Source organism: Mesorhizobium sp. W050 (assembly GCF_054719535.1).
Map to the genome: position 1 here is coordinate 5,112,019 of NZ_JBTTIH010000001.1, position 20,635 is coordinate 5,132,653.

Annotated in this window: 25 protein-coding genes; 14 read left to right on the top strand and 11 right to left on the bottom strand. The window is 62.5% G+C overall.

Annotated elements, in window-relative coordinates:
• From ACYG9Y_RS24615 to def, 5 genes are all read right to left on the bottom strand, one after another.
• Positions 1 to 507: a GNAT family N-acetyltransferase gene (locus ACYG9Y_RS24615; RefSeq protein WP_023692998.1), complete on the bottom strand. Its 507-nt coding sequence runs from the start codon at positions 505 to 507 to the stop codon at positions 1 to 3.
• Positions 504 to 1,454 carry a methionyl-tRNA formyltransferase gene (fmt, locus tag ACYG9Y_RS24620; RefSeq protein WP_023725313.1) on the bottom strand — a complete coding sequence of 317 codons (951 nt, stop codon included), beginning with the start codon at positions 1,452 to 1,454 and terminating at the stop codon, positions 504 to 506. Before fmt ends, ACYG9Y_RS24615 begins: the two co-directional genes overlap by 4 nt.
• Before the next feature lie 38 nt (positions 1,455 to 1,492).
• Complete coding sequence (locus tag ACYG9Y_RS24625) at positions 1,493 to 1,918, bottom strand: type II toxin-antitoxin system VapC family toxin (RefSeq protein WP_023732763.1); 426 nt, start codon at positions 1,916 to 1,918, stop codon at positions 1,493 to 1,495.
• Positions 1,915 to 2,202: a hypothetical protein gene (locus ACYG9Y_RS24630; protein WP_023739789.1), complete on the bottom strand. Its 288-nt coding sequence runs from the start codon at positions 2,200 to 2,202 to the stop codon at positions 1,915 to 1,917. The genes ACYG9Y_RS24625 and ACYG9Y_RS24630 overlap by 4 nt, the downstream gene beginning before the upstream one ends.
• 99 nt (positions 2,203 to 2,301) lie before the next feature.
• A complete protein-coding gene (gene def, locus ACYG9Y_RS24635; RefSeq protein ID WP_023739790.1) occupies positions 2,302 to 2,832 on the bottom strand; it encodes a peptide deformylase in 531 nt (176 codons plus the stop codon).
• Positions 2,833 to 2,935: 103 nt separating this feature from the next.
• On the opposite strand from def, the gene ACYG9Y_RS24640 reads away from it, so the two are divergent.
• Entirely contained in the window at positions 2,936 to 4,189 is a 1,254-nt protein-coding gene (locus ACYG9Y_RS24640; RefSeq protein ID WP_023692996.1) for a DNA recombination protein RmuC, read from the top strand.
• Between the two features lie 99 nt (positions 4,190 to 4,288).
• Here the strand turns inward: ACYG9Y_RS24640 and ACYG9Y_RS24645 are convergent, their stop codons facing one another.
• From ACYG9Y_RS24645 to ACYG9Y_RS24660, 4 genes are all read right to left on the bottom strand, one after another.
• Positions 4,289 to 5,095: a class I SAM-dependent methyltransferase gene (locus tag ACYG9Y_RS24645; protein WP_023739791.1), complete on the bottom strand. Its 807-nt coding sequence runs from the start codon at positions 5,093 to 5,095 to the stop codon at positions 4,289 to 4,291.
• A gap of 81 nt (positions 5,096 to 5,176) precedes the next feature.
• Positions 5,177 to 5,581 carry a GFA family protein gene (locus tag ACYG9Y_RS24650; protein WP_023673210.1) on the bottom strand — a complete coding sequence of 135 codons (405 nt, stop codon included), beginning with the start codon at positions 5,579 to 5,581 and terminating at the stop codon, positions 5,177 to 5,179.
• Between the two features lie 77 nt (positions 5,582 to 5,658).
• A complete protein-coding gene (locus ACYG9Y_RS24655; RefSeq protein ID WP_023701969.1) occupies positions 5,659 to 6,612 on the bottom strand; it encodes a cation diffusion facilitator family transporter in 954 nt (317 codons plus the stop codon).
• 110 nt (positions 6,613 to 6,722) lie between these two features.
• Complete coding sequence (locus tag ACYG9Y_RS24660) at positions 6,723 to 7,532, bottom strand: transglutaminase-like domain-containing protein (RefSeq protein WP_023739792.1); 810 nt, start codon at positions 7,530 to 7,532, stop codon at positions 6,723 to 6,725.
• 213 nt (positions 7,533 to 7,745) lie between these two features.
• Here ACYG9Y_RS24660 and ACYG9Y_RS24665 point away from each other — a divergent pair, with 213 nt between their 5' ends.
• Both ACYG9Y_RS24665 and sugE read left to right on the top strand, forming a co-directional pair.
• The gene (locus tag ACYG9Y_RS24665) at positions 7,746 to 7,871 is read left to right on the top strand and encodes a hypothetical protein (protein WP_006200611.1); all 126 of its coding nucleotides are present in this window, start codon (positions 7,746 to 7,748) and stop codon (positions 7,869 to 7,871) included.
• A 206-nt stretch (positions 7,872 to 8,077) separates the two neighbouring features.
• Positions 8,078 to 8,392, top strand: a complete 315-nt coding sequence (sugE, locus tag ACYG9Y_RS24670; protein ID WP_023681326.1) for a quaternary ammonium compound efflux SMR transporter SugE — start codon at positions 8,078 to 8,080, stop codon at positions 8,390 to 8,392.
• Between the two features lie 86 nt (positions 8,393 to 8,478).
• Here the strand turns inward: sugE and ACYG9Y_RS24675 are convergent, their stop codons facing one another.
• Entirely contained in the window at positions 8,479 to 8,907 is a 429-nt protein-coding gene (locus tag ACYG9Y_RS24675; RefSeq protein WP_023673205.1) for a DUF6481 family protein, read from the bottom strand.
• A 236-nt stretch (positions 8,908 to 9,143) separates the two neighbouring features.
• Here ACYG9Y_RS24675 and ACYG9Y_RS24680 point away from each other — a divergent pair, with 236 nt between their 5' ends.
• From ACYG9Y_RS24680 to pmtA, 7 genes are all read left to right on the top strand, one after another.
• Positions 9,144 to 10,205 (top strand): LLM class flavin-dependent oxidoreductase, encoded by a 1,062-nt coding sequence (locus ACYG9Y_RS24680; protein WP_023739793.1) that lies wholly within the window; start codon positions 9,144 to 9,146, stop codon positions 10,203 to 10,205.
• Positions 10,206 to 10,315: 110 nt separating this feature from the next.
• Positions 10,316 to 11,485 carry an AI-2E family transporter gene (locus ACYG9Y_RS24685; RefSeq protein ID WP_023739794.1) on the top strand — a complete coding sequence of 390 codons (1,170 nt, stop codon included), beginning with the start codon at positions 10,316 to 10,318 and terminating at the stop codon, positions 11,483 to 11,485.
• An 82-nt stretch (positions 11,486 to 11,567) separates the two neighbouring features.
• The gene (locus ACYG9Y_RS24690; protein ID WP_023739795.1) at positions 11,568 to 11,771 is read left to right on the top strand and encodes an arylamine N-acetyltransferase; all 204 of its coding nucleotides are present in this window, start codon (positions 11,568 to 11,570) and stop codon (positions 11,769 to 11,771) included.
• A gap of 22 nt (positions 11,772 to 11,793) precedes the next feature.
• Positions 11,794 to 12,792: an LLM class flavin-dependent oxidoreductase gene (locus ACYG9Y_RS24695; protein WP_023673201.1), complete on the top strand. Its 999-nt coding sequence runs from the start codon at positions 11,794 to 11,796 to the stop codon at positions 12,790 to 12,792.
• A 371-nt stretch (positions 12,793 to 13,163) separates the two neighbouring features.
• A complete protein-coding gene (gene dnaK, locus ACYG9Y_RS24700; protein WP_023673200.1) occupies positions 13,164 to 15,080 on the top strand; it encodes a molecular chaperone DnaK in 1,917 nt (638 codons plus the stop codon).
• A 219-nt stretch (positions 15,081 to 15,299) separates the two neighbouring features.
• Positions 15,300 to 16,430: a molecular chaperone DnaJ gene (dnaJ, locus tag ACYG9Y_RS24705; RefSeq protein ID WP_023681322.1), complete on the top strand. Its 1,131-nt coding sequence runs from the start codon at positions 15,300 to 15,302 to the stop codon at positions 16,428 to 16,430.
• Between the two features lie 117 nt (positions 16,431 to 16,547).
• Positions 16,548 to 17,153, top strand: coding sequence for a phospholipid N-methyltransferase PmtA (gene pmtA, locus ACYG9Y_RS24710; protein WP_023681321.1), 606 nt, complete (start codon positions 16,548 to 16,550; stop codon positions 17,151 to 17,153).
• Between the two features lie 96 nt (positions 17,154 to 17,249).
• Here the strand turns inward: pmtA and ACYG9Y_RS24715 are convergent, their stop codons facing one another.
• Positions 17,250 to 18,158 (bottom strand): LysR family transcriptional regulator, encoded by a 909-nt coding sequence (locus ACYG9Y_RS24715; protein WP_023739796.1) that lies wholly within the window; start codon positions 18,156 to 18,158, stop codon positions 17,250 to 17,252.
• 122 nt (positions 18,159 to 18,280) lie between these two features.
• Between ACYG9Y_RS24715 and ACYG9Y_RS24720 the strand changes: the two genes are divergently transcribed.
• From ACYG9Y_RS24720 to ACYG9Y_RS24735, 4 genes are all read left to right on the top strand, one after another.
• Entirely contained in the window at positions 18,281 to 18,892 is a 612-nt protein-coding gene (locus ACYG9Y_RS24720; protein ID WP_023739797.1) for a LysE family translocator, read from the top strand.
• Between the two features lie 120 nt (positions 18,893 to 19,012).
• Positions 19,013 to 19,609 (top strand): NADPH-dependent FMN reductase, encoded by a 597-nt coding sequence (locus tag ACYG9Y_RS24725; RefSeq protein ID WP_023739798.1) that lies wholly within the window; start codon positions 19,013 to 19,015, stop codon positions 19,607 to 19,609.
• Positions 19,606 to 20,319, top strand: a complete 714-nt coding sequence (gene pyrF, locus ACYG9Y_RS24730; protein WP_023739799.1) for an orotidine-5'-phosphate decarboxylase — start codon at positions 19,606 to 19,608, stop codon at positions 20,317 to 20,319. The genes ACYG9Y_RS24725 and pyrF overlap by 4 nt, the downstream gene beginning before the upstream one ends.
• 13 nt (positions 20,320 to 20,332) lie before the next feature.
• Entirely contained in the window at positions 20,333 to 20,620 is a 288-nt protein-coding gene (locus ACYG9Y_RS24735) for a DUF1330 domain-containing protein (RefSeq protein ID WP_023739800.1), read from the top strand.
• The last annotated feature ends 15 nt before the right edge of the window (positions 20,621 to 20,635 follow it).

Genomic DNA, 20,635 nt, shown 5'->3' on the forward strand with positions numbered 1-20,635 from the left:
TCAGGCGGCGAGTGCGGTAAAGGCCTGGGCGTAGACCAGTTTGCCTTTTTCGGGTGCGTCACCCCAGGCCAGCGCCTGCAGCGCTTCGCCCTGATATTCGCTCTCGAACTTTTCGGCGCGCGCATGGCTGTAGCCGAAGCGGCCGTAATAGGCCGGATCGCCCAACACAACGGCGAGCGTCTCGGCGCCATCCCTGAGGCGGATATGCGCCTCGCGGATCAGCGCACCGCCAATGCCCGAGCCGTGGAACGAAGGTTCCACCGCCAACGGCGCCAGCGCCACGGCTGCGAACTGCTTGCCGCCGTTCTGGACGAACAGCCTGGAAAACAGGATGTGGCCGACCACCTGGCCGTCTTCTTCCGCCACCAGTTCGACAACGGCGTCGCCGCCGGTGACCAGAGCGTCGACCAGCCCGGCCTCCGCCTGCTGGCCGAATGCGTGTTCCTCGACCAGGCGTATGGCCTCGCGGTCCCGCGGCGTCGCGCCGCGTATCGACATCATGCTCATGAGAACTTCATTCCTTTTTCGATCTTGGCCCCGCGCAGAAACTCCTGCGCGGCAGCGGGCTTTCCGCCTGCCCGTTGAACTTCGACCAGCCTGACCGCGCCCGACCCGCAGGCGACCGTCAGCCGGTCATCGAGAATTCCTCCCGACTCGCCCATGCTTTCAGAAAGCGTGCCTTCCAAAAGCGTCGAGCGAAGCAGTTTCAGCCGTTCCGTGCGGCCGCCGATGTCGGCCTCGCACCAGGCGCCGGGAAATGGCGACAGGCCGCGAATGTGATTGTGGACCTCCGCAGCCGGGCGCGTCCAGTCCACACGTGTCTCCGACTTATCGATTTTCCTGGCGTAGGTCACCCCGTCAGCCGCCTGCAAAGTCGATGCCAGGGTATTTGTCTCCAATCGGGACAGCGCTTCCACCATCAGCGTGGCAGCAATGTTCATCAAGCGGTCGTGCAGATCGCCGGCCGTCATGTCGGGCTCTATGGCGCATTTTTCAACCAGTGCCACCGGACCGGTGTCCAGGCCCTCTTCCATGCGCATCACCATCATGCCGGTTTCGACGTCGCCGGCCATAATGGCTCGCTGGATGGGAGCTGCACCACGCCAACGCGGCAAAAGCGAGGCGTGGCCATTGAGGCAGCCGAGGCGCGGAGCCTCCAGAATAGCCTTCGGCAACAGCAAACCATACGCGACGACGACTGCGACATCGGCACGCAACGCATGGAAAGCAGCTTGCTCGCCCTCGCCCTTCAGCGACAGCGGCGTGCGCACTTCGATGCCCAGCCGCTCAGCCTCGCGCTGCACCGGCGACGGTGTCAGCTCCAGCCCGCGGCGGCCCGCGGCGCGCGGCGGCTGCGTGTAGACGGCTGCTATCTCGTGCCCGGCCTCGGCAATCGCGCGCAGCACCGGCACCGAAAACTCCGGCGTGCCCATGAAGATGACGCGAAGCGGCATTTTTCGTCCAGTATCCTGTTCTGCGCGCGGCAGTCCGCTCAAGCGTCTGCTTCAAACGGGTTTACGATCTTGAGGTCAAGCTCTTCGAAGTCCTTAATATTGCGCGTCGCCAGCATAGCGTCGTGCGACAGGCAGATGGCAGCGATCATGGCATCGGAAAGGCTGATCGGCCGGCCGATAGTTTCCCGCATTGCCCGGAGCTTGCCCGCCAGACGGGGAATGGGACCGGCAAATTCGACGACACGTCCCGAAAACTGCTTCGAAACCAGGTGGTCAAGTGCACGGACGTGGCGGTCCGAGCCGGTCTTGTTCAGAAACCTTTCGGCTCCAAAGGACTGCTCCATGACAACAGGACCGCAGAGATAGAGGTCGAGCAGGTCCTGTCTGCGAAACCACTTAGCGACGTTTGGATCGGGCGCGGGCCGGCTCGCTTCCGAGACGACATTGGTATCGAGGATTATCACTCGAAATTCTCAATGGTGCGGCCAAAGTCGCGTTTCCGTTCCGCTTCGATCTCATCCATCATCTGCGCAAATTCGTCGCTGATTGCATTTTCCGAGGCGAAGGCAGCGCGAATCGCATCCCAAGCCGTGAGTCCAGGCTCGGCCTTGCCTTCTTTTTCCGCAACCATGCCTTTTCGCAATAAATCGATCGCCTTGAGCGAGAGGCTTTGGCCGCCCTTGCGTGCCGCATGCTCGATTTCACGCTTCAACGGCTCGGGAATATCTCTGATCAACATATCGCCCATCTGAGTCTCCAGTCTGATATCAATGATATCACGCAAGGAAGCGTCTCTCAATAGGGGCGGGTCGAGACGGGATTTTGTGCGAGTCGCCGAAAGCAGGGCCTATCCCACCAGCTTGCCCGGCCCCTTGTCCTTGGCGAGCTTCTTGAACTTCTTGACCACCATGTCGCGCTTCAGCTTCGAGATGTGGTCGATGAACAGCACACCGTTGAGATGGTCGATCTCGTGCTGCAGGCAAGTCGCCATCAGGCCTTCGGCCTCGATCTCCTGCAGCTTGCCGTCGCGGTCGAGATATTTCACGCGCACCGAGGCGGGACGCTCGACCTCGGCGTAATAGTCCGGGATCGACAGGCAGCCTTCCTCGTAGACCGAGCGGGCGTCGGCGCTTTCGAGGATTTCGGGATTGATGAAGACATGCGGCGCCGGCGGCTCGTCTTCTTTGGCGAGGTCGATGACCAGCATGCGCAGCGGCTCGCCGATCTGGATTGCGGCCAAGCCGATGCCCGGCGCATCATACATCGTCGCCAGCATGTCATCGGCCAGTTTGCGCAAAGGCGCGTCGACGCGTTCGACTGGTTTGGAAACCTGGCGCAGGATGGGATCGGGAAGGATGATGAGCGGCTTGATCGACATGGCGCCTCACCTAAAACGTCGCAGGAGAAGCGTCAACCGGTGCGAATCGGTCTCGTTCACGTTTTGATCTGTGCCAGGTCTGCGAATCGGCTATGCTGGCGGGATGAACGACCTGAGCACCATCCTTTCCGAACCCGTTGCCCGGCTTGGCGCCACGACGATCACGCTCGGCCATGCACTGGCCCTCGGCGCGCTGGTGTTTCTCGGCCTGTTCCTGGCGCTTGTCGTGGCGCTGTGGCGATCGGCCAAGGCGCGCACCATCGCCGCGGCGGAAGCCGCCGACCACGCCCGCGACGCCGAGGCGCGGATGGCCGGCATTTTGCAAAGCCAGGCCGAGATGCAGGGCCGCATGGGCGCCATCGCCGACGTGTTCGGCGCAAGGCAGGCCGAACTCAACCAGTCGATCGGCCAGCGCCTCGACGCCATGACCGGCAGGCTCGGTCAAACCATGACCGAACAGACCAAATCGACGCATGAGAGCCTCGCCAAACTGCAGGAACGGCTGGCGGTCATCGACACCGCGCAAGGCAACATTCAGTCGCTGGCCGGCCAGGTCGTGCAATTGCAGGCGATCCTGTCCAACAAGCAGACGCGCGGCGCCTTCGGCCAGTCGCGCATGGAGGCGATCGTCGCCGACGGCCTTCCGATGGGCGCCTACGAGTTCCAGGCAACACTGTCAAACGGCAGCCGTCCCGACTGCCTGGTCAGGATGCCGAACGGTGCGCCGCAGCTTGCCATCGACGCCAAGTTTCCGCTGGAAGCCTGGAACGCCATCCGCGCCGCCGATGGCGCCGAACAACAGAAGATCGCGGCCCAGGCTTTCCGCCGCGACATCGAAATTCACGTCCGCGATATCTCGGAAAAATACCTGATCCAGGGCGAGACGCAGGACACCGCCTTCATGTTCGTGCCGTCCGAATCGGTGTTCGCCGAAATCCACGAGAATTTCGACGCCGTGGTCCAGAAGGCGCACCGGGCGCGTGTCATCATCGTCTCGCCGTCGCTTTTGATGCTGTCGATCCAGGTCATCCAGGCCATCCTCAAGGACGCCCGCATGCGCGAACAGGCGCATCTGATCCAAGGCGAGGTGATCCGGCTGATGGAAGACGTCGCGCGCGTCGACGAACGCGTGCGCCGGTTGCAGACGCATTTTGGCCAGTCGGCCAAGGATATCGACGAGATACTGGTGTCGACGTCGAAGGTGACCAAGCGCGGCCAAAAGATCGAAGCGCTGGAGTTTGGCGAAAGCGAAGCCGAAGTGCGCGGTGGCGGACCCGCCAAGGCCGAAGCCGGGGTGCGGGTGGCGGATTCCAAGACGGGGCAGCTCAGGCTACGTGTCGTCGAAGGCGACGATTAAAGCGCGTCGCGCTGAAACGGATTCATACGACGCGCTTAAGTCTTTGTTTTGATGCATGTCGTTGTCCCGGAACCGCGGCACACTTCTGGGCGACATGCATTAGACCGTAGCCACGATCACGTGCGCCTGGATCTTGGCCGCAACCTCGCCGCTGCCGTGCCTGGCTGCAATCACGGACGCGGCGTGATCGGTTGCGGCTTCCAGTTTTCCTCTGGCCTCGATTTCGTTGCGAAGCGGAGTTCCCTGGCAATAGGCAACCGCCGGAAGGCGCGGCGAGGAGGCACGGCTTTGTTCGGCCCTCGTCTCGATCACCACACGGGAGAAACCTGCGGCTTCCAACTCGCCGCGGATCAATGCAGTGTCATTGTAGCCGTGCGGCGTGCGGGCGAGAAAGCGGGGCGGATCGTTCGGAAAAATCTCCGCAAGAGCATTCGTCACATCATTGGCGAATACATTCTCTTCGATGCGATCCCACACGTTGAACAGGAAATGGCCGCCGGTCTTCAGGACCCGCTTTGCTTCGCGATAGCCGGCGGCTCGGTCGGGAAAGAACATCGCGCCGAACTGACAGCAAACGAGATCGAAAGCCGCATCTTCGAACGGCAGCGCCAGAGCATCCGCCTGACGCCATTGTATGCGACTGTCGGGAGCTTGTCGCGAGGCCGCGTAGTCGAGCACAGGCTGGTTGAGGTCGGTCACGACATAGCTTGCGCCGGGAGACAGTTTTGGAGCCAATGCGCGGGTGACAACGCCGGTACCGGCGGCGACTTCCAGGACGGCGCCGGGCGACAAGGACGCTGCCCGTCGTGCCAAATCCGCGGCGAACGGCTCGAAGATCAGCGGCACCATGTAATGGTCGTAGTTTTCCGGAATCGAGCCGGCAAACACTTTGTCCGTTTCCGACATTGCTATCCCCCGCCATCCGTTTGATGGCTAGCCTAGCACATTATTGGCTGGTTTGGGCCGCGTTTAACCGGGAGGCAGGTGCTACTGCGCCTCTACGATGCTTACGCCCTCGAATTCCGGAAGCCAGTGCAGGGCCGATCGGTGCCATTTCTGTTGGGTCGGAACGAGATCCTCGCGTTGCCGCGCGGTCCCCGCCCTGATCCCATAGACCTTCGGCCCGTCGCCAACCGACGTTGCGTAAAGATGGGAACCGCAGTCGCCGCAGAACGCCTGGGCACGCTTGGCGCCGCTCGATCCCGTCTTGATATAAACCTTCGGTGTGCCCTTTGTGATCCTATAATGATCCTCAGGCGCGGGAACAGTGACACGAAAGGCGGTACCGGTCAGTTGCTGGCAGTCGGTGCAATGACAGATAGAGGTCTTTTCCGGGTCGACGTCTGCTTCATAAGTTATGGCGCCGCAATGGCACCCACCATCGATTTTCATCGTTGATTCTCCGAAATCCGTCGGGTGATCTTAGCGGGACCAGGCGATGGCGCCAACGGTGGACTGCTGGTCCAGAACTAGTCCGACGCCGCCTCGACCTGCTTGCGCCGGTGCTCCCAGGTTCCGGTCGTCTGCGGCTTGACGAACAGTCTGGTGATCTCCGGCATTTCTTTTTTCAAGAGCGCCTCGATGCGCTCGACACAGGCTTCGATCTCAGGCGCCGTCAGATGGTCCTCGAATTCGATGCTCAGCCCAGCGACGATCTGTTGCGGGCCGAGATGGACGGTGAGAACGCCGTTGGCCCGCTGCACTGCCGGATCCTGCTGGGCGATGGCCAGCACCTTGGCCTGCACTTCCGGCGAGGCCGGCTCACCGATGAGCAATCCCTTGCTTTCGCGCGCCAGAAAGATGGCGGTGGCGCCGAGGATCATCGCGATGCCGATCGAGGCGACGCCGTCGAGCTCGGGCATGTCGAGGAGTTCGGCCGCCAATATGCCGGCGAAGGCGACGAACAGACCGAGCAGGGCGGCGCTGTCCTCGAACAGGATCGTGTAGACGCTCGGATCCTTGCTCGATTGCACGGCCTGCAGCCAGCCTTGCTTGCCCTTCTGCTGGCGGAACTCCTTCAGCGCCACGTACCAGGAGCTGCCCTCGAACAGCATCGAGAGGCCAAGCACAATGTAGTTGATTTTGGGATTGGCGACCGGCTCAGGCGCCATGATGTGGACGACGCCTTCATAGAAGGACACGCCAGCGCCGAGCGCAAAGACGAGCAGGGCGACAATGAAGCTCCAGAAATACAGCTCGCGGCCATGGCCGAGCGGATGCGTGCGGTCCGGCGGACGGGCGGCGCGGTGCATGCCGTAGAGCAGCAGCCCGCCATTGCCGGTATCCACCAGCGAGTGCACGCCTTCCGACAGCATCGCCGAGCTGCCGGTGAAGAAGGCGGCGACGAATTTGGTCACAGCAATAGCGAGATTACCGGCGAGCGCCGCGTAGATGACCGTCTTCGACCCGCCATGTGCTGCCATGCTGTCCCTCCAAGGAACCTGATGTAACGCCCCTGAGCTCCACAGGCATCACAACGCACGAATCGTCCGGTCGTTCAGGGTCTTGTAGGCCAGCTTGCGGAAAGACGCCCCTATTCGATGATCTCGTCCGTCCACACCTTGAAACCAGCCAGCGTGCCCGGTCCGAAGATGTGGGTCAGCGGCACGTCGGCGGCGTCGCGGCCGGAGGCGATCAGGATGCGGCCGATGCGTGGCGAATTGTTGCGCGGGTCAAAGACATGCCAGCGGCCACCGAGATAGACCTCCATCCAGGCTGCGAAATCCATGCTCGCCCAAGGTTTGGGCAGGCCGATGTCGCTGATGTAGCCGGTGCAGTAGCGGGTCGGGATGTTGAGCGCACGGCAGAAGGTGACGGCGAGGTGGGCAAAGTCACGGCAGACGCCGCTTTGCTGGCGATAGGCTTCCGCCGCGGTGCGGGTCGGCCGCGCATTGCCGTAGCTGAAGACGATGTGGTTGTGGACGAAGTCACAGACCGCCTGGACGCGCGCAATGCCAAGCGGCGTATGCCCGAACAGCCGCCAGGCTTCGCTGGCCAGCAGATCGCTCTCGCAAAAGCGGCTCGGCAACAGGAAGAGCAATGTGTCCGACGGCAGATCGCGCACCTCGTGCTGCCAGGCCATCAGGTCGCCCATCTCGAACGTGCCGGGGTCGCGGATTACCGAATCGGTGCCGAAGGTGAAGCGACCGGGCGGGGCGACGAAGCGGTTGCACCAATTGCCGAAACTGTCGCGGTAGCTCTGGATCGGCACCGGCGGGTTGGAGGTCAGGAAATCCGGGCGCTCGAGATCGGAGGCCCTGGAGTAGTGGACGTTGAGCATCGCGATCAGCGGCGTTTCCTGCGGAAAATCGAAACTCATCTCGCTGCCGATGCGGATTCGCATTGTCGTCCTGACCGCACTGCCTGATCATCGCCGGGCGAAGGCATGGCCGATGCTGCAGTGCGAAGGCAACCATGGCACGGACCGGAATGGTTTACGAGCAAATTAGAAACCGGTTGAAAGCGGCCCGACGGCGCCGGCGACAGACGCCCGCCCCCTTGCAGTCCGGCGTTTCTCTTGTTTCACTTGGCCTCCCAGCAACTGGAGGAACGAATCATGGCTAAAGGTGCGATGAAGGCGGGCAAGGAAGCTCGGAAGCCGAAAAAAGACGCCAAGAAGCCCGCAGCGGCTCCGGCACTCAAGGCGCCGCCCGTCAAGGCGATGAGGCTCAAGGAAAAGTAAGCCCGCCTCGGAAGATCTTGGACGGTTGAAATCCGGACAAACCGTTTCGGCGCAGATTTTGACACCGGCGGCATGAACGATGCGGCCGGTGTTTTTGTTGATCGCACCGGCGCAGCCGCTTGTGTCGAAGCGGCGAGGACGACCTCGCGCCTTCCCATAAATCGGCCGGGACGGCCCGCCATGCTCATGGAATGGAGTGCATCCCGATGTCGTGGATTTTTCTGTTTTTCGCCGGCCTGTTCGAAATCGGCTGGGCGATCGGCCTCAAATACACCGACGGCTTCTCGAAGCCGCTGCCGACGGTGCTCACTGTCGCCTCGATGATCATCAGCCTCGGGTTGCTCGGCCTGGCGCTCAAGACGCTGCCTGTCGGGACGGCCTATGCGGTGTGGACCGGCATCGGCACGGTCGGCACGGCGCTTCTTGGCATCTGGCTGCTGGGCGAGCCTGCGACGGCCATCCGGCTCGCCTGCATTGCGCTCATCGTCTGCGGCATTATGGGGCTGAAGCTCGCCGCCTGAGCAAAGCAACCAAGGAAATCGACGCACAAACACATTCAGGGCCGCTGGAAGGCGACCCTGAATGTCCGATCGTTTCGATCGAAGCGTTAGCGGGCGGAGAAGCCCGGAGGCGTCCTGCCGGTACGCTGCTTGCGCGCCGCATAGCGTGCGTCGCGCTTGGCCTTGCGTTCGGCTTCGTCGGCCAGCAAACGGGCGATGCGCTCGTTTTCTTCGGCTTCCTTGATCTTCGCTTCAGCCTGCGCTGCCTCTTCGGCCGCAATACGCGCCGCTTCGGCTGCTGCCTCGCGCTCGGCCTTCTCGACCGCCTCGCGTGCCAGCTTTTCCTGCTTCAGCCTGGCCTTTTCGGCCTCGCGTATTTCGCGAGCCTCAAGAATCGCCTTGCGTTCGGCCTGTTTGGCCAGAACCGCAGGATCATCAGCCGCCGGCTTCGACTTGAAGCGCTCCAGAAGCGCCTTCTTTGCCTCGTTCGCGGCATTGCGCCGCTCGAAAATGTCTTTTTCCCTGTAGATAGCCAAGTCCACTTCCCTGAAGTCAATTCGCGACGCTTACATACGCGCGAAAACCGAGAGTTCAAGCGCCAAAACGGTATGCCAGCCATGAAAGTTTAGGCTGTTGCAGCCGGGAGACGCGTTTTCCCTGAAACAAAGCCGGCCGAAAAACCGACATGCACTGTTCACTATCCGCCCCTCTGGCGGCCGGGGCGGCTCGCCGCTACCTCTAGCGGCAAATCAGAACATTTGGATGACATGCCATGGAACTCGGTCTCTACACTTTCGCCGACGTCAGCCCGGAGCCCGGCCCCGGCGCGATCGGCCCGCATCAGCGGCTGCGCAATCTGATCGAGGAGGTCGAGCTGGCTGACCAGGTTGGCCTCGACGTCTTTGGTCTGGGCGAACATCACCGCCCCGACTATGCCGCGTCCGCGCCGGTGGTGGCGCTGGCCGCTGCCGCCGAACGCACCAAGCGCATCAAGCTGACCAGCGCGGTCACCGTGCTGTCCTCCGACGATCCGGTTCGCGTCTTCCAGCAGTTCGCAACGCTCGACCTTTTGTCGGGCGGCCGGGCCGAGATCATGGCCGGGCGCGGCTCGTTCATCGAATCCTTCCCGCTGTTCGGCTACAATCTCGAGGACTATGACGAGCTGTTCGCCGAAAAGCTCGATTTGCTGCTGGCCATACGCGACAGCGTCAAAGTTACCTGGTCCGGCAATCTGCGCGCGCCGATCAACGACCGCGGCGTCTATCCGCGGCCGCTGCAGGACAAATTGCCGATCTGGATCGCAATAGGTGGAACGCCGCAATCTGCGGCGCGCGCGGGCGTGCTCGGCCTGCCGCTGGCGCTGGCCATCATCGGCGGTGAGCCGGCGCGGTTTGCACCGCTGTTCGACATTTATCGCGATGCCGCCAGGCGGGCCGGTACCGACCCCTCGGGCCTTGCCACCAGCATCAATGTGCACGGCTTCATCGCCGGGACCACTGAACAGGCGGCCGACGATTTCTACGGCCCGCAGGCCGAAGTGATGAACCGCATCGGCCGCGAGCGCGGCTGGGGCCCGACCTCGCGGGCGCATTTCGATCAGTCGCGTGGTCCGAACGGCGCGCTGTTTGTCGGTAATCCGGAGCAGGTGGCGGAAAAGATCGTCGCCCAGCACAAGATCTTCAACAATGACCGCTTTCTGCTGCAGATGGCGATCGGCGCCATGCCGCACGCCAAGATCATGAAGGCGATCGAACTCTACGGCACCAAGGTGGCGCCGATCGTGCGCAAGGAGACCGCCAAGCCCGGCGTCGCCGTCGCAGCGCCAGCCGCCTGAGCGACGGGCGGCCCGGATTGAGGGCCTTGCCGGCTAACGGAACCTTGGGCTTGCAGAGGCGTTTCCGTCAGGGGAATGCACCAATTGCGGTGCGCCGCTGAGGGAAAATCATGAAAGCCGAACCCGCCGCTTTGGGTGCTGGCCTTGCCGAGACCGAAGAGGCGAGAGTTGTGGCGCGTGCCGACACGCATCTGATGCGTTCGCTGCTCATCGGGATCTTCCTGTTCATGGCCATCTACGCGCTGTATTTTGCGCGTGCTTTCTTCATGCCGGTCATTCTCGCCTTCCTGCTGACGCTGACGCTGACACCGATCGTGCGCTTCCTGCGCAAGCGCGGCATTCCGGAAGTGATTTCGGCGACAATGTTGGTCGTGCTGTCGATCTGCCTCTTCGGCGTTGCCGGGTATCTGCTCAGCGGCCCGGTCATCGACCTTCTCAACAACACCTCGTCGATCGGCCAACAACTCACCGAGCGGCTGGCGCAATTGCGGCGTCCGCTCGAGAGGATCATGCAGATCTCGCATCAGATCGAACAGATGACGGAGACCTCGCAGGAGCCGGGCATCCAGAAGGTGGCGATGGCACAGTCCGGCGTCCTGTCGGCCGCCGCCAGCAACGTCCTGTCGGCGGGGACAAGCCTGACCATCATCTTTGTGCTGTCGCTGTTCCTGCTGGCGTCGGGCACGATGTTCTATGAGAAGATCATCCAGTCCTTCGCCAGCCTCAGCGAGAAGAAGCGGGCCTTGCGCGTCGTCTATGACGTCGAGCGCGAAATCTCGCATTATCTGCTCACCGTCACCGTCATCAATGCCGGTCTCGGCGCGGTTATCGGCCTTGGCCTGTGGGCGCTCGGCATGCCCAACCCGCTGGTCTGGGGAACGATGGCGGCGCTGCTCAACTTCCTGCCCTATGTCGGCGCGCTGATTACCATCGTGCTGGTCAGCGTCATTGCGATGATCAGCTTCGACTCGATTACCTACGCCCTCTTGGCGCCGGGCTTCGTGCTTTTGTGCGACATCGCCGAAGGCCAGTTCGTTACACCGATGGTTGTCGGCCGACGCCTCGAGATCAACGCCGTGGCGATCTTCATCGCCATCGCCTTCTGGTCCTGGCTTTGGGGCTTTGTCGGCGCGCTGATGGCGGTGCCGCTGCTGGTCGTCGTCAAGGTGTTCTGCGATCATTTCGATGGCCTCAGCCATGTCGGCAATTTTCTCGCCGCACAGCAGACGGCCGTGGTGGAGGAGGAAGCGGCCGAAGAGAACGGAAAGGCCGCAGCATAAGCTTGCCGCGCCTGTCCGTCATCGCGCATTTGTTGTCTTCAGGCGGAGTGCCTATATCGAGCCGGTCAAGCCGGACCCTGCGATGAACGATGCCTCCTTCGACCTCGATTCCTATTTCGACCGCATTGGCTATCGCGGTCCGATCGATGCGTCGCTCTACAAGCTGAGCGCGCTGCATCGCCAGCGTCCGCAGGCGATCCCGTTCGAGAATATGGACCCGTTGCTTGGCACCAGCTCGACATCGTCATTCCCGACCGCGCCTTCGAAACCAGGGTCAGGCAGTTGAACATCGTAAAGGCTTGAGGCCCATGACCGCACTTTCCGTTCTCGACCTGTCGCCGATCGTCGAAGGCAGCGACGCCTCGCAATCGCTGGCAAATTCGCTCGACCTGGCCCGCCATGCCGAGCGGCTCGGCTACAGGCGCTATTGGCTGGCCGAGCACCACAACATGCCGGGCATCGCCAGCGCGGCGACCGCCGTGGTCATCGCCCATGTCGCCGGCGGCACCAAGACGATCCGCGTCGGCGCCGGTGGCATCATGCTGCCCAACCATGCGCCGCTGGTGATTGCCGAGCAGTTCGGCACGCTGGCGGCACTGCACCCCGGCCGCATCGACCTCGGCCTCGGCCGCGCGCCCGGCACCGATATGGGAACAGCGCGCGCGCTGCGCCGCAATCTCGAGGCGTCAGACAATTTCCCCCAGGATGTCGTCGAGCTGATGGGCTATTTCCAGCCGGCCGCGGAAGGCCAGCGTATCCACGCCGTGCCCGGCGAAGGCCAGAAGGTGCCGGTCTGGATCCTCGGTTCCAGCCTCTATGGCGCGCAGCTCGCCGCCATGCTCGGCCTGCCCTATGCGTTTGCCTCGCATTTCGCGCCGGCCGAACTCGACCATGCGCTGGAGATCTACCGTTCGCGCTTCCAGCCTTCGGAACAGCTGGACAAGCCCTATGTCATGCTCGGCCTCAACGTTTTCGCCGCACCGACCGATGGAGAGGCCAAACTGCTGTTCACCTCGTTGCAGCAGGCCTTCGTCAATCTGCGCACCGGGCGGGCCGGCCGCCTGCCGCCGCCGGTCGAGGGCTATGACCAGACGCTCGAGCCGATGGCAAAAACCATGATTTCGCAGGCGCTGTCCTGCGCCGTCGTCGGCTCTCCCGAAACGGTCCGGCAAGGCATAGACGCGTTCGTGCGCCGCACCGGCGCAGACGAGCTGATGGTGACCGCGCAGATCTTCGACCATGCGGCACGCGTGCGCTCGTTCGAAATCCTGGCCGAGGCGCATAAATCGCTGTCGCAGGCCGCGTGACGCTTTTGCCTGTGTCTGCTGTGGGCAGGCGCCTTCCTCAGCCAGGAGCCGCCTCTCTCACGCATAGGTGACGTTTTCTTGTGGTTTCGAAGCCCTGACTGGGCGCTTCGCCGGGGGATCGCGCAGATCCTGGGGGTTTGAGCGCGGTTTGAGCACATCCGGGCCGCCGGGCGGCTGTTCAAAGGCGCCAAGCGCGGCGCGGTGGATGCCATGCGCAGAATGCTTGCGCCCGATGCCGCCTGTTCTTATATACGCGCCAAGCCGCCCAGTGCCGGAATGCCGGTTGCCGGAGCGGAATTTCTTGTGAACAGGGGCTTTCGTCGGAACGCCTTACGGGTCCTGAGAGCCTGCTTAGCGGAGAGACTAGAAAAATGGCAAAAGTAATCGGTATCGATCTCGGCACCACCAACTCCTGCATCGCCATCATGGATGGCAAGGAGCCCAAGGTCATTGAAAATGCGGAAGGCGCGCGCACGACGCCTTCCATCGTCGCCATCTCGGGCGACGGCGAACGTCTCGTCGGCCAGCCGGCCAAGCGCCAGGCGGTCACCAATCCTGAAAACACCATCTTCGCGGTCAAGCGCCTGATCGGCCGCCGCTATGACGACCCGGTGACGGAGAAGGACAAGAAGCTTGTCCCCTACAAGATCGTCAAGGGCGACAATGGCGATGCCTGGGTCGAGGCCGGCGGCAAGAAGCAGTCGCCCAGCCAAATCTCGGCCATGATCCTGCAGAAGATGAAGGAAACGGCGGAGGCCTATCTCGGCGAGAAGGTCGAGAAGGCGGTCATCACCGTTCCGGCCTATTTCAATGACGCCCAGCGCCAGGCCACCAAGGACGCCGGCAAGATCGCCGGCCTTGAGGTGCTGCGCATCATCAACGAGCCGACGGCTGCAGCACTTGCCTACGGCCTCGACAAGAAGGATGGCAAGACCATTGCCGTCTATGACCTTGGCGGCGGCACGTTCGACATTTCGGTGCTCGAAATCGGCGACGGCGTGTTCGAAGTGAAGTCGACCAATGGCGACACCTTCCTCGGCGGCGAGGATTTCGACATGCGTCTCGTCGAATACCTGGCGGCCGAGTTCAAGAAGGAACAGGGCATCGACCTGAAGAACGACAAGCTTGCGCTGCAGCGCCTCAAGGAGGCGGCTGAAAAGGCCAAGATCGAGCTGTCGTCGACGACGCAGACCGAAATCAACCTGCCCTTCATCACCGCCGACGCGACCGGCCCCAAGCACCTGACGCTGAAGCTGACCCGCGCCAAGTTCGAGCAGCTGGTCGACGATCTCGTCCAGCGCACCATCGAGCCCTGCAAGGCGGCGCTCAAGGATGCCGGGCTGAAGGCTGGCGAGATCGACGAAGTGGTCCTGGTCGGCGGCATGACCCGCATGCCCAAGATCCAGGAGATCGTGAAGCAGTTCTTCGGCAAGGAGCCGCACAAGGGCGTCAACCCGGATGAAGTCGTCGCTTTGGGCGCCGCCATCCAGGCCGGCGTGCTGCAGGGCGACGTGAAGGACGTGCTGCTGCTCGACGTGACGCCGCTGTCGCTCGGCATCGAGACGCTGGGTGGCGTGTTCACCCGCCTGATCGAACGCAACACGACGATCCCGACCAAGAAGAGCCAGGTGTTCTCGACCGCTGAAGACAGTCAGTCGGCCGTGACCATCCGCGTCTTCCAGGGCGAGCGTGAAATGGCCGCCGACAACAAGGCGCTCGGCCAGTTCGACCTGGTCGGCATTCCGCCGGCGCCGCGCGGCGTGCCGCAGATCGAGGTCACTTTCGACATCGACGCCAACGGCATCGTCAACGTTTCGGCCAAGGACAAGGGCACCGGCAAGGAGCACCAGATCCGCATCCAGGCCTCTGGTGGCCTTTCGGACGCCGACATCGAGAAGATGGTCAAGGACGCCGAAGCCAATGCCGAGACCGACAAGCAGCGGCGTGCTTTGGTCGAGGCCCGCAACCAGGCCGAGGCGCTGGTGCACTCCTCCGAGAAGTCGCTGAAGGAATATGGCGACAAGGTTTCGGAAACCGAGCGCACGGCGATATCGGAGGCTATCACGGCGCTGAAGGCTGCTGCCGAAGGCGACGATGCCGCCGACATCGAGGCCAAGTCGCAGACGCTTGCCGAAGCATCCATGAAGCTCGGCCAGGCCATGTACGAAGCTTCGCAGAAGGAAGCGGCGGAAGCCGACGCCAAGGCGGACGCGGCCAAGGATAGCGATGTGGTCGACGCCGATTTCGAGGAAATCGACGAAAACGACGAGAAGAAGAAGTCGGCCTGACCGGTTGACGGCAAATAAAGCGGAAAGCCCGGCGCAAAGCCGGGCTTTTTTGCAACCCTCGCTGAAAAAGTGCGGGCCTTGCCGAAAAAGTCACTGAAAAACACAGGCACAAGCGCGCCGGCCCTAGCATCCGGGCAGCACCGCTCCTAAATCGAGACAACGTGCCGGCAAACGACGCAACATGCATCAAGACGTTGAGCATCCGGACTGCGGGAAAAGATGAAAGCTGATTTCTACGAGACGCTGGGCGTGCAAAAAGGCGCCGACGAGAAGGAGCTCAAGAGTGCTTTCCGCAAGCTTGCCATGCAGTTCCATCCCGACCGCAATCCCGGCGATCACTCCTGCGAGCACAAGTTCAAGGAAATCAACGAAGCCTACGAAACGCTGAAGGACCCGCAGAAGCGCGCGGCCTATGACCGTTTCGGTCACGCCGCCTTCGAGCAGGGCGGCATGAATGGCGGCGCGCAAGGTTTTGGCGCCGGCGGCTTCGCCGACATTTTCGAAGATATTTTCGGCGACATGATGGGCGGGCGCCAGCGCCGCTCGTCGGGCGGCCGCGAACGCGGCGCCGATTTGCGCTACAATATGGAAATCACGCTGGAAGAAGCGTTTGCCGGCAAGACCGCGCAAATCCGCGTGCCGGCCTCGATCTCATGCACGGAATGCTCCGGGACCGGCGCCAAGCCCGGCACCCAGCCGGTGACCTGCTCGATGTGCCATGGCCACGGCAAGGTACGAGCGACGCAAGGCTTCTTCTCGATCGAGCGTACCTGCCCGCAATGCCAAGGCCGCGGCCAGACGATCAAGGACCCGTGCCCGAAATGCGCCGGCCAGGGCCGCGTCACCGAGGAACGCTCGCTGTCGGTCAATATCCCGGCCGGCATCGAGGACGGCACCCGCATCCGGCTTGCCAATGAGGGCGAGGCGGGCCTGCGCGGCGGCCCATCGGGCGACCTCTATATTTTCCTGGCGGTGAAGCCGCATGAATTCTTCCAGCGCGACGGCGCCGATCTCTACTGCAAGGTGCCGATATCGATGACGACGGCCGCCCTTGGCGGCTCGTTCGAGGTGACTACGCTGGACGGCAGTCAGACCAAGGTGAAAGTGACCGAAGGCACGCAGAACGGCCGCCAGTTCCGCCTCAAGGGCAAGGGCATGCCGGTGCTGCGTCAGCCCAATGTCGGCGACCTCTATATCCAGACCGCGGTCGAAACGCCGCAAAACCTGTCGCGCCGCCAGCGCGAGCTGCTGGAAGAGTTCGAGCAGCTGTCGTCGAAGGACAATTCGCCCCAGTCGAGCGGCTTTTTCGCCCGCATGAAGGACTTTTTTGAATCCTTCGGCGAGCACTGAACCCAAACTAAGGCCGCCACGCTTCCCGAACGTCATCAACATCTTATGCCAGATCGCGCCTTGCCTTGGACCTGTTAGCTGCTAAGTAGCGTTCGGGGAGTGTTGAGGAGAACTTGCATGGCACGTGGTCCGGGATTGCGGAAGGCGCTGGCGGAAAAGTTCGACGACGAACTCAAATTCTTCAAAGGCTGGATCGACAAGCCGAAGTCGGTCGGTTCGATCGTGCCGACAAGCTCCGTCACCGCCCGCAAGATGGCTTCCATCGTCAATCCGAAGTCCGGCCTGCCGGTGCTTGAAGTCGGCCCCGGCACAGGCGTCATCACGCGTGCAATCCTCGCCCAGGGCGTTAAGCCCGAAAACCTCTACGCGGTCGAATATTCCACCGATTTCGTGCGCCATCTGCGCCAGCTCTATCCCGGCGTCAACGTCATCGAGGGCGATGCCTTCAATCTCAACGCCACGCTTGGCGAGAAGAGCGGTATGGTTTTCGATTCCGTCGTCTCCGGCGTGCCGCTGCTCAATTTCCCGGTCGCACAGCGGATCGCCTATATTGAAAGCCTGCTAGACCGCATCCCGGTTGGACGGCCGATCGTACAGCTGACCTATGGGCCGTTGTCGCCGATCCCGCCCGGCCGCGGCAATTACACGGTCAAGCATTTCGACTTCATCTTCCGCAACATCCCGCCGACGCAGCTGTGGATCTACCGGCGCGAAGCGCATTAGCTTGGTATCGAGAGCCGAAGAAGTCTCTGGCGCCTTGTAGAGGATCGACGTCTCCCGAAGGAAGCTCGATTGAGGGTCGATCCACATCCTTGACTGTTATCCGCCTCGCAAACTCGTGGCGACCTCTCTGATCGCCGCGCACATGGCCCGCACGGCCGTTGCTTCGGCGCTGCTGGAGAACAGAAGCAGCAGAGGCCGACGCGCACGCGGCTCAAGAGGACGCCTCGCGACGGTTCGCTGCCAATCGGCCGGAAACGCCAGGCCTGGCGCAACCGACAAACCGCGCCCGGCCCCAACCAGAGCAAGCAGCGCCGCCATATCGCTCGCCGACAGGATGACAACTGGCGCAACGCCAAAATCCTGGAACAATTCGGCAAGCATTGGTCCGCAGCCGCCGCTCGACATGATGAATGGCTGGCCGTCGAGAGCGCGGATCGGAAATGACCCGCCTTGGACTGAGTTCTTTTGCGGTGACGCCACAAAGAGTTCGTCGTCGACAAGTTCCTCGGCTTGGCAATTGCCGGCGATGTAGGACAGTCCAATATCGGCGGCACCGCGATCGACCCACTCCGCCACCTCGGTATCCGTGCCCAAGAGCAGTTCGACAGCAAGCTCCGGGTGCCGGACGGAAGTAATGTTCAACGCATATGGAGCAATCTTTACCGAGGCGCTGCTGACCAGCGCGAGCCGTACTCTGCCTTTGATGGAGTGTTCCCGTAGGCCGGCAAGACGGCCTAAAGCATGCAAAGCGGCGCGCGCCGCATCCAAAGCCGCCTCGCCGGTTGCGGTGAAAGCGACACCGCGCCGATCACGTATGACGAGGGGCGCGCCAACGATCTCCTCCAGCGCCTTCATTGCATGGCTTATGGCCGATTGAGAAAGACAGAGCCGCTCGGCGGTTTTCGTGAAGCTGCGCGTCTCGCTGAGCGATGTCAGGACGCGCACCATTGTGATGTTGATATTAGCTTTGTTCATGGCTGCCGAAATATCTTTCATTTCGCTCATATTAGAGAGCGCTGTAGGTTTGTGAAGATGAGGGAAACGACCCTCGAAATCGCGGCGAGCGGCTTCCTGGCCTCTCTGGCATGCAGGCGTGCGGTACGACGAGCCTGAAATTGGAGCTTCGCATGAGCTACCTTCCGCAATTCCTGACACTTGCTTCAGTGTTCCTGCTCGGCGCGATGAGCCCGGGACCCGATTTTGTAGCCGTGACTTCCCATGCGCTGATCAGCCGTCGCGCGGGGTTCCATGTGGCGCTTGGCATTGCCGCAGCGATCATGGTGTGGGCGGCTCTCGCGATGTTTGGCCTGGGCCTCGTACTGACGCAGGTTGCATGGGCTCACCTTGCCGTCCGGATCGCCGGCGCCGTGTATCTCGGTTACCTGGGCAGCAAGATCCTTTTGTCGGCTTGGCAGGCGCAGCCACCGCTGGCCGTCAGTGGCGCAGAGACTACGGCTCCTTGGCGAAGCGGCTTCGTTGTCGGAATTACAAATCCGAAGACGGCCGCCTTCTTCGCGAGCCTGTTCATATCGGTATTGCCGATGCAGGCTCCGATCTGGGTCCAGGCAGTATCGCTGGCCATAATCGGGCTGGTCGCGATGGCGTGGTTTGGGCTTGTCGCGCTGATGTTCTCCACTAGAAGGGTTCGGGCGGCATATGGCAGCGTCCGCAGGCCGATAGATGCCTTGCTCGGAGTTGCACTCATCGCGCTGAGTGCAAGAATTGCGGTCACCCACTAGCAATAGCCCAGCTGCTCGGCACACCTTCGCGCGCTTGCCCCCCGATCGTTTCCGTTTTTTGAGCCAGTGCGTTGATTTGCGCGGCCTCTGGCTGTACCTGTCCGGGAACAAGAGTGGCCAATGGCTGTGATCGCGAAAATCCTCGTCTTCGCCGGCTCGGTGCGCAGCGGCGCCTTCAGCGGCAGGACCGCCGATGTGGCGCAGAAGGAGCTGGCCATGCAAGGCGCCGAGGTGACGCGCATTTCGCTGGCCGACTATCCGCTGCCGATCATCGACGAGGACCTCGAAAAGGAAAAAGGCGTTCCCGACAACGCCGTGAAGCTCGGCCGGCTGATCGCCGCCCATGACGGGCTGCTGATCGCGACGCCGGAATATAATGGCTCGATCCCGCCACTGCTCAAGAACACGATCGACTGGGTAAGCCGGGTGCGCCTGGATGGCGGCCGGCCGGTGAGGCCATTTGTCGGCAAGGTCGCCGGCCTGTGCTCGTCTTCGAACGGACATTTCGCCGGGATCCGCTGCATCAACCATCTGCGCGCCGTGCTGGTGCGCTGCCAGCTGGAGATGGTGACGCCGGAATGCTCGGTATCCGATGGCGGCAGTGCCTTCGACGGCGACGGCAATTTCAGGGATGATAGACTGACCAAATCGATGGAGCACCTATGCCGCACGCTGATCGAAACCTCGCGCATGCTAGCGACCCGGACCGGGGCATGATTTCCACAGCCATGCAGGCCCATACCATGAGAGACAGGCTGATCGTCGGCCTCGACGTGCCGACGGTGAAAGAGGCCGAACAGGCGGTGCGCGAACTCGACGGCGTCGTCTCCTTCTACAAGATCGGCTATCAGCTGGCCTTCGCCGGCGGGCTCGACTTCGCCAGGGAGTTGGCCAGCGGCGGCACCAGAATCTTCCTCGACATGAAGCTGCTCGACATCGACCACACGGTGGCCAAGGGTGTCGAGAACATCGTGCGCATGGGCATGACCATGCTGACCATCCACGCCTATCCCAAGGCTATGCGGGCCGCGGTGGAGGTCGCCAGGGGCAGCGACCTGTGCCTGCTGGCGGTCAGCGTGCTGACCTCGATGGACGAGCAGGACGTGATCGACGCCGGCTATGAATATGACCCGCACACGCTGGTGCTGAGGCGCGCCGAACAGGCGCTGCATGCAGGCATGGGCGGCGTCGTCTGCTCGGCCGAGGAGGCGGAAGCGGTGCGCCGCATCGTCGGACCCGACCTGGCGGTGGTGACGCCGGGGATACGGCCCAAGGGCAGCGACCATGGCGACCAGAAACGCGTGGTGACGCCCGGCCAGGCGATCCGCAACGGGTCCAGCCACCTTGTTGTGGGCCGGCCAATCGTGGCGGCAAGCGACAGGCGCGCGGCGGCGGAAGCCATACTGGAAGAGATGCGCGCCGCGTAACGAGGAGAAGAAAATGCCAAAGGGATACTGGATCGCCCGCGTCGATGTGCGCGACGCCGAAGGTTACAAGGACTATGTCGCTGCCGCCAAGCTCGCTTTCGACCGTTTCGACGTGAAGTTCCTTGCCCGTGGCGGTGAGCATGAAAAGGCCGAGGGGCCTAGCCGCGCCCGCAATGTCATTATCGAGTTCGAATCGCTGGCGATGGCGCATGACTGCTACCACTCGCCGGAATACCAACGCGCCGTCGCCATCCGTCAGAAAGTGGCCGATGGCGAGATCGTGCTGGTCGAGGGTATCTGACGCGCGAAGCTGCTC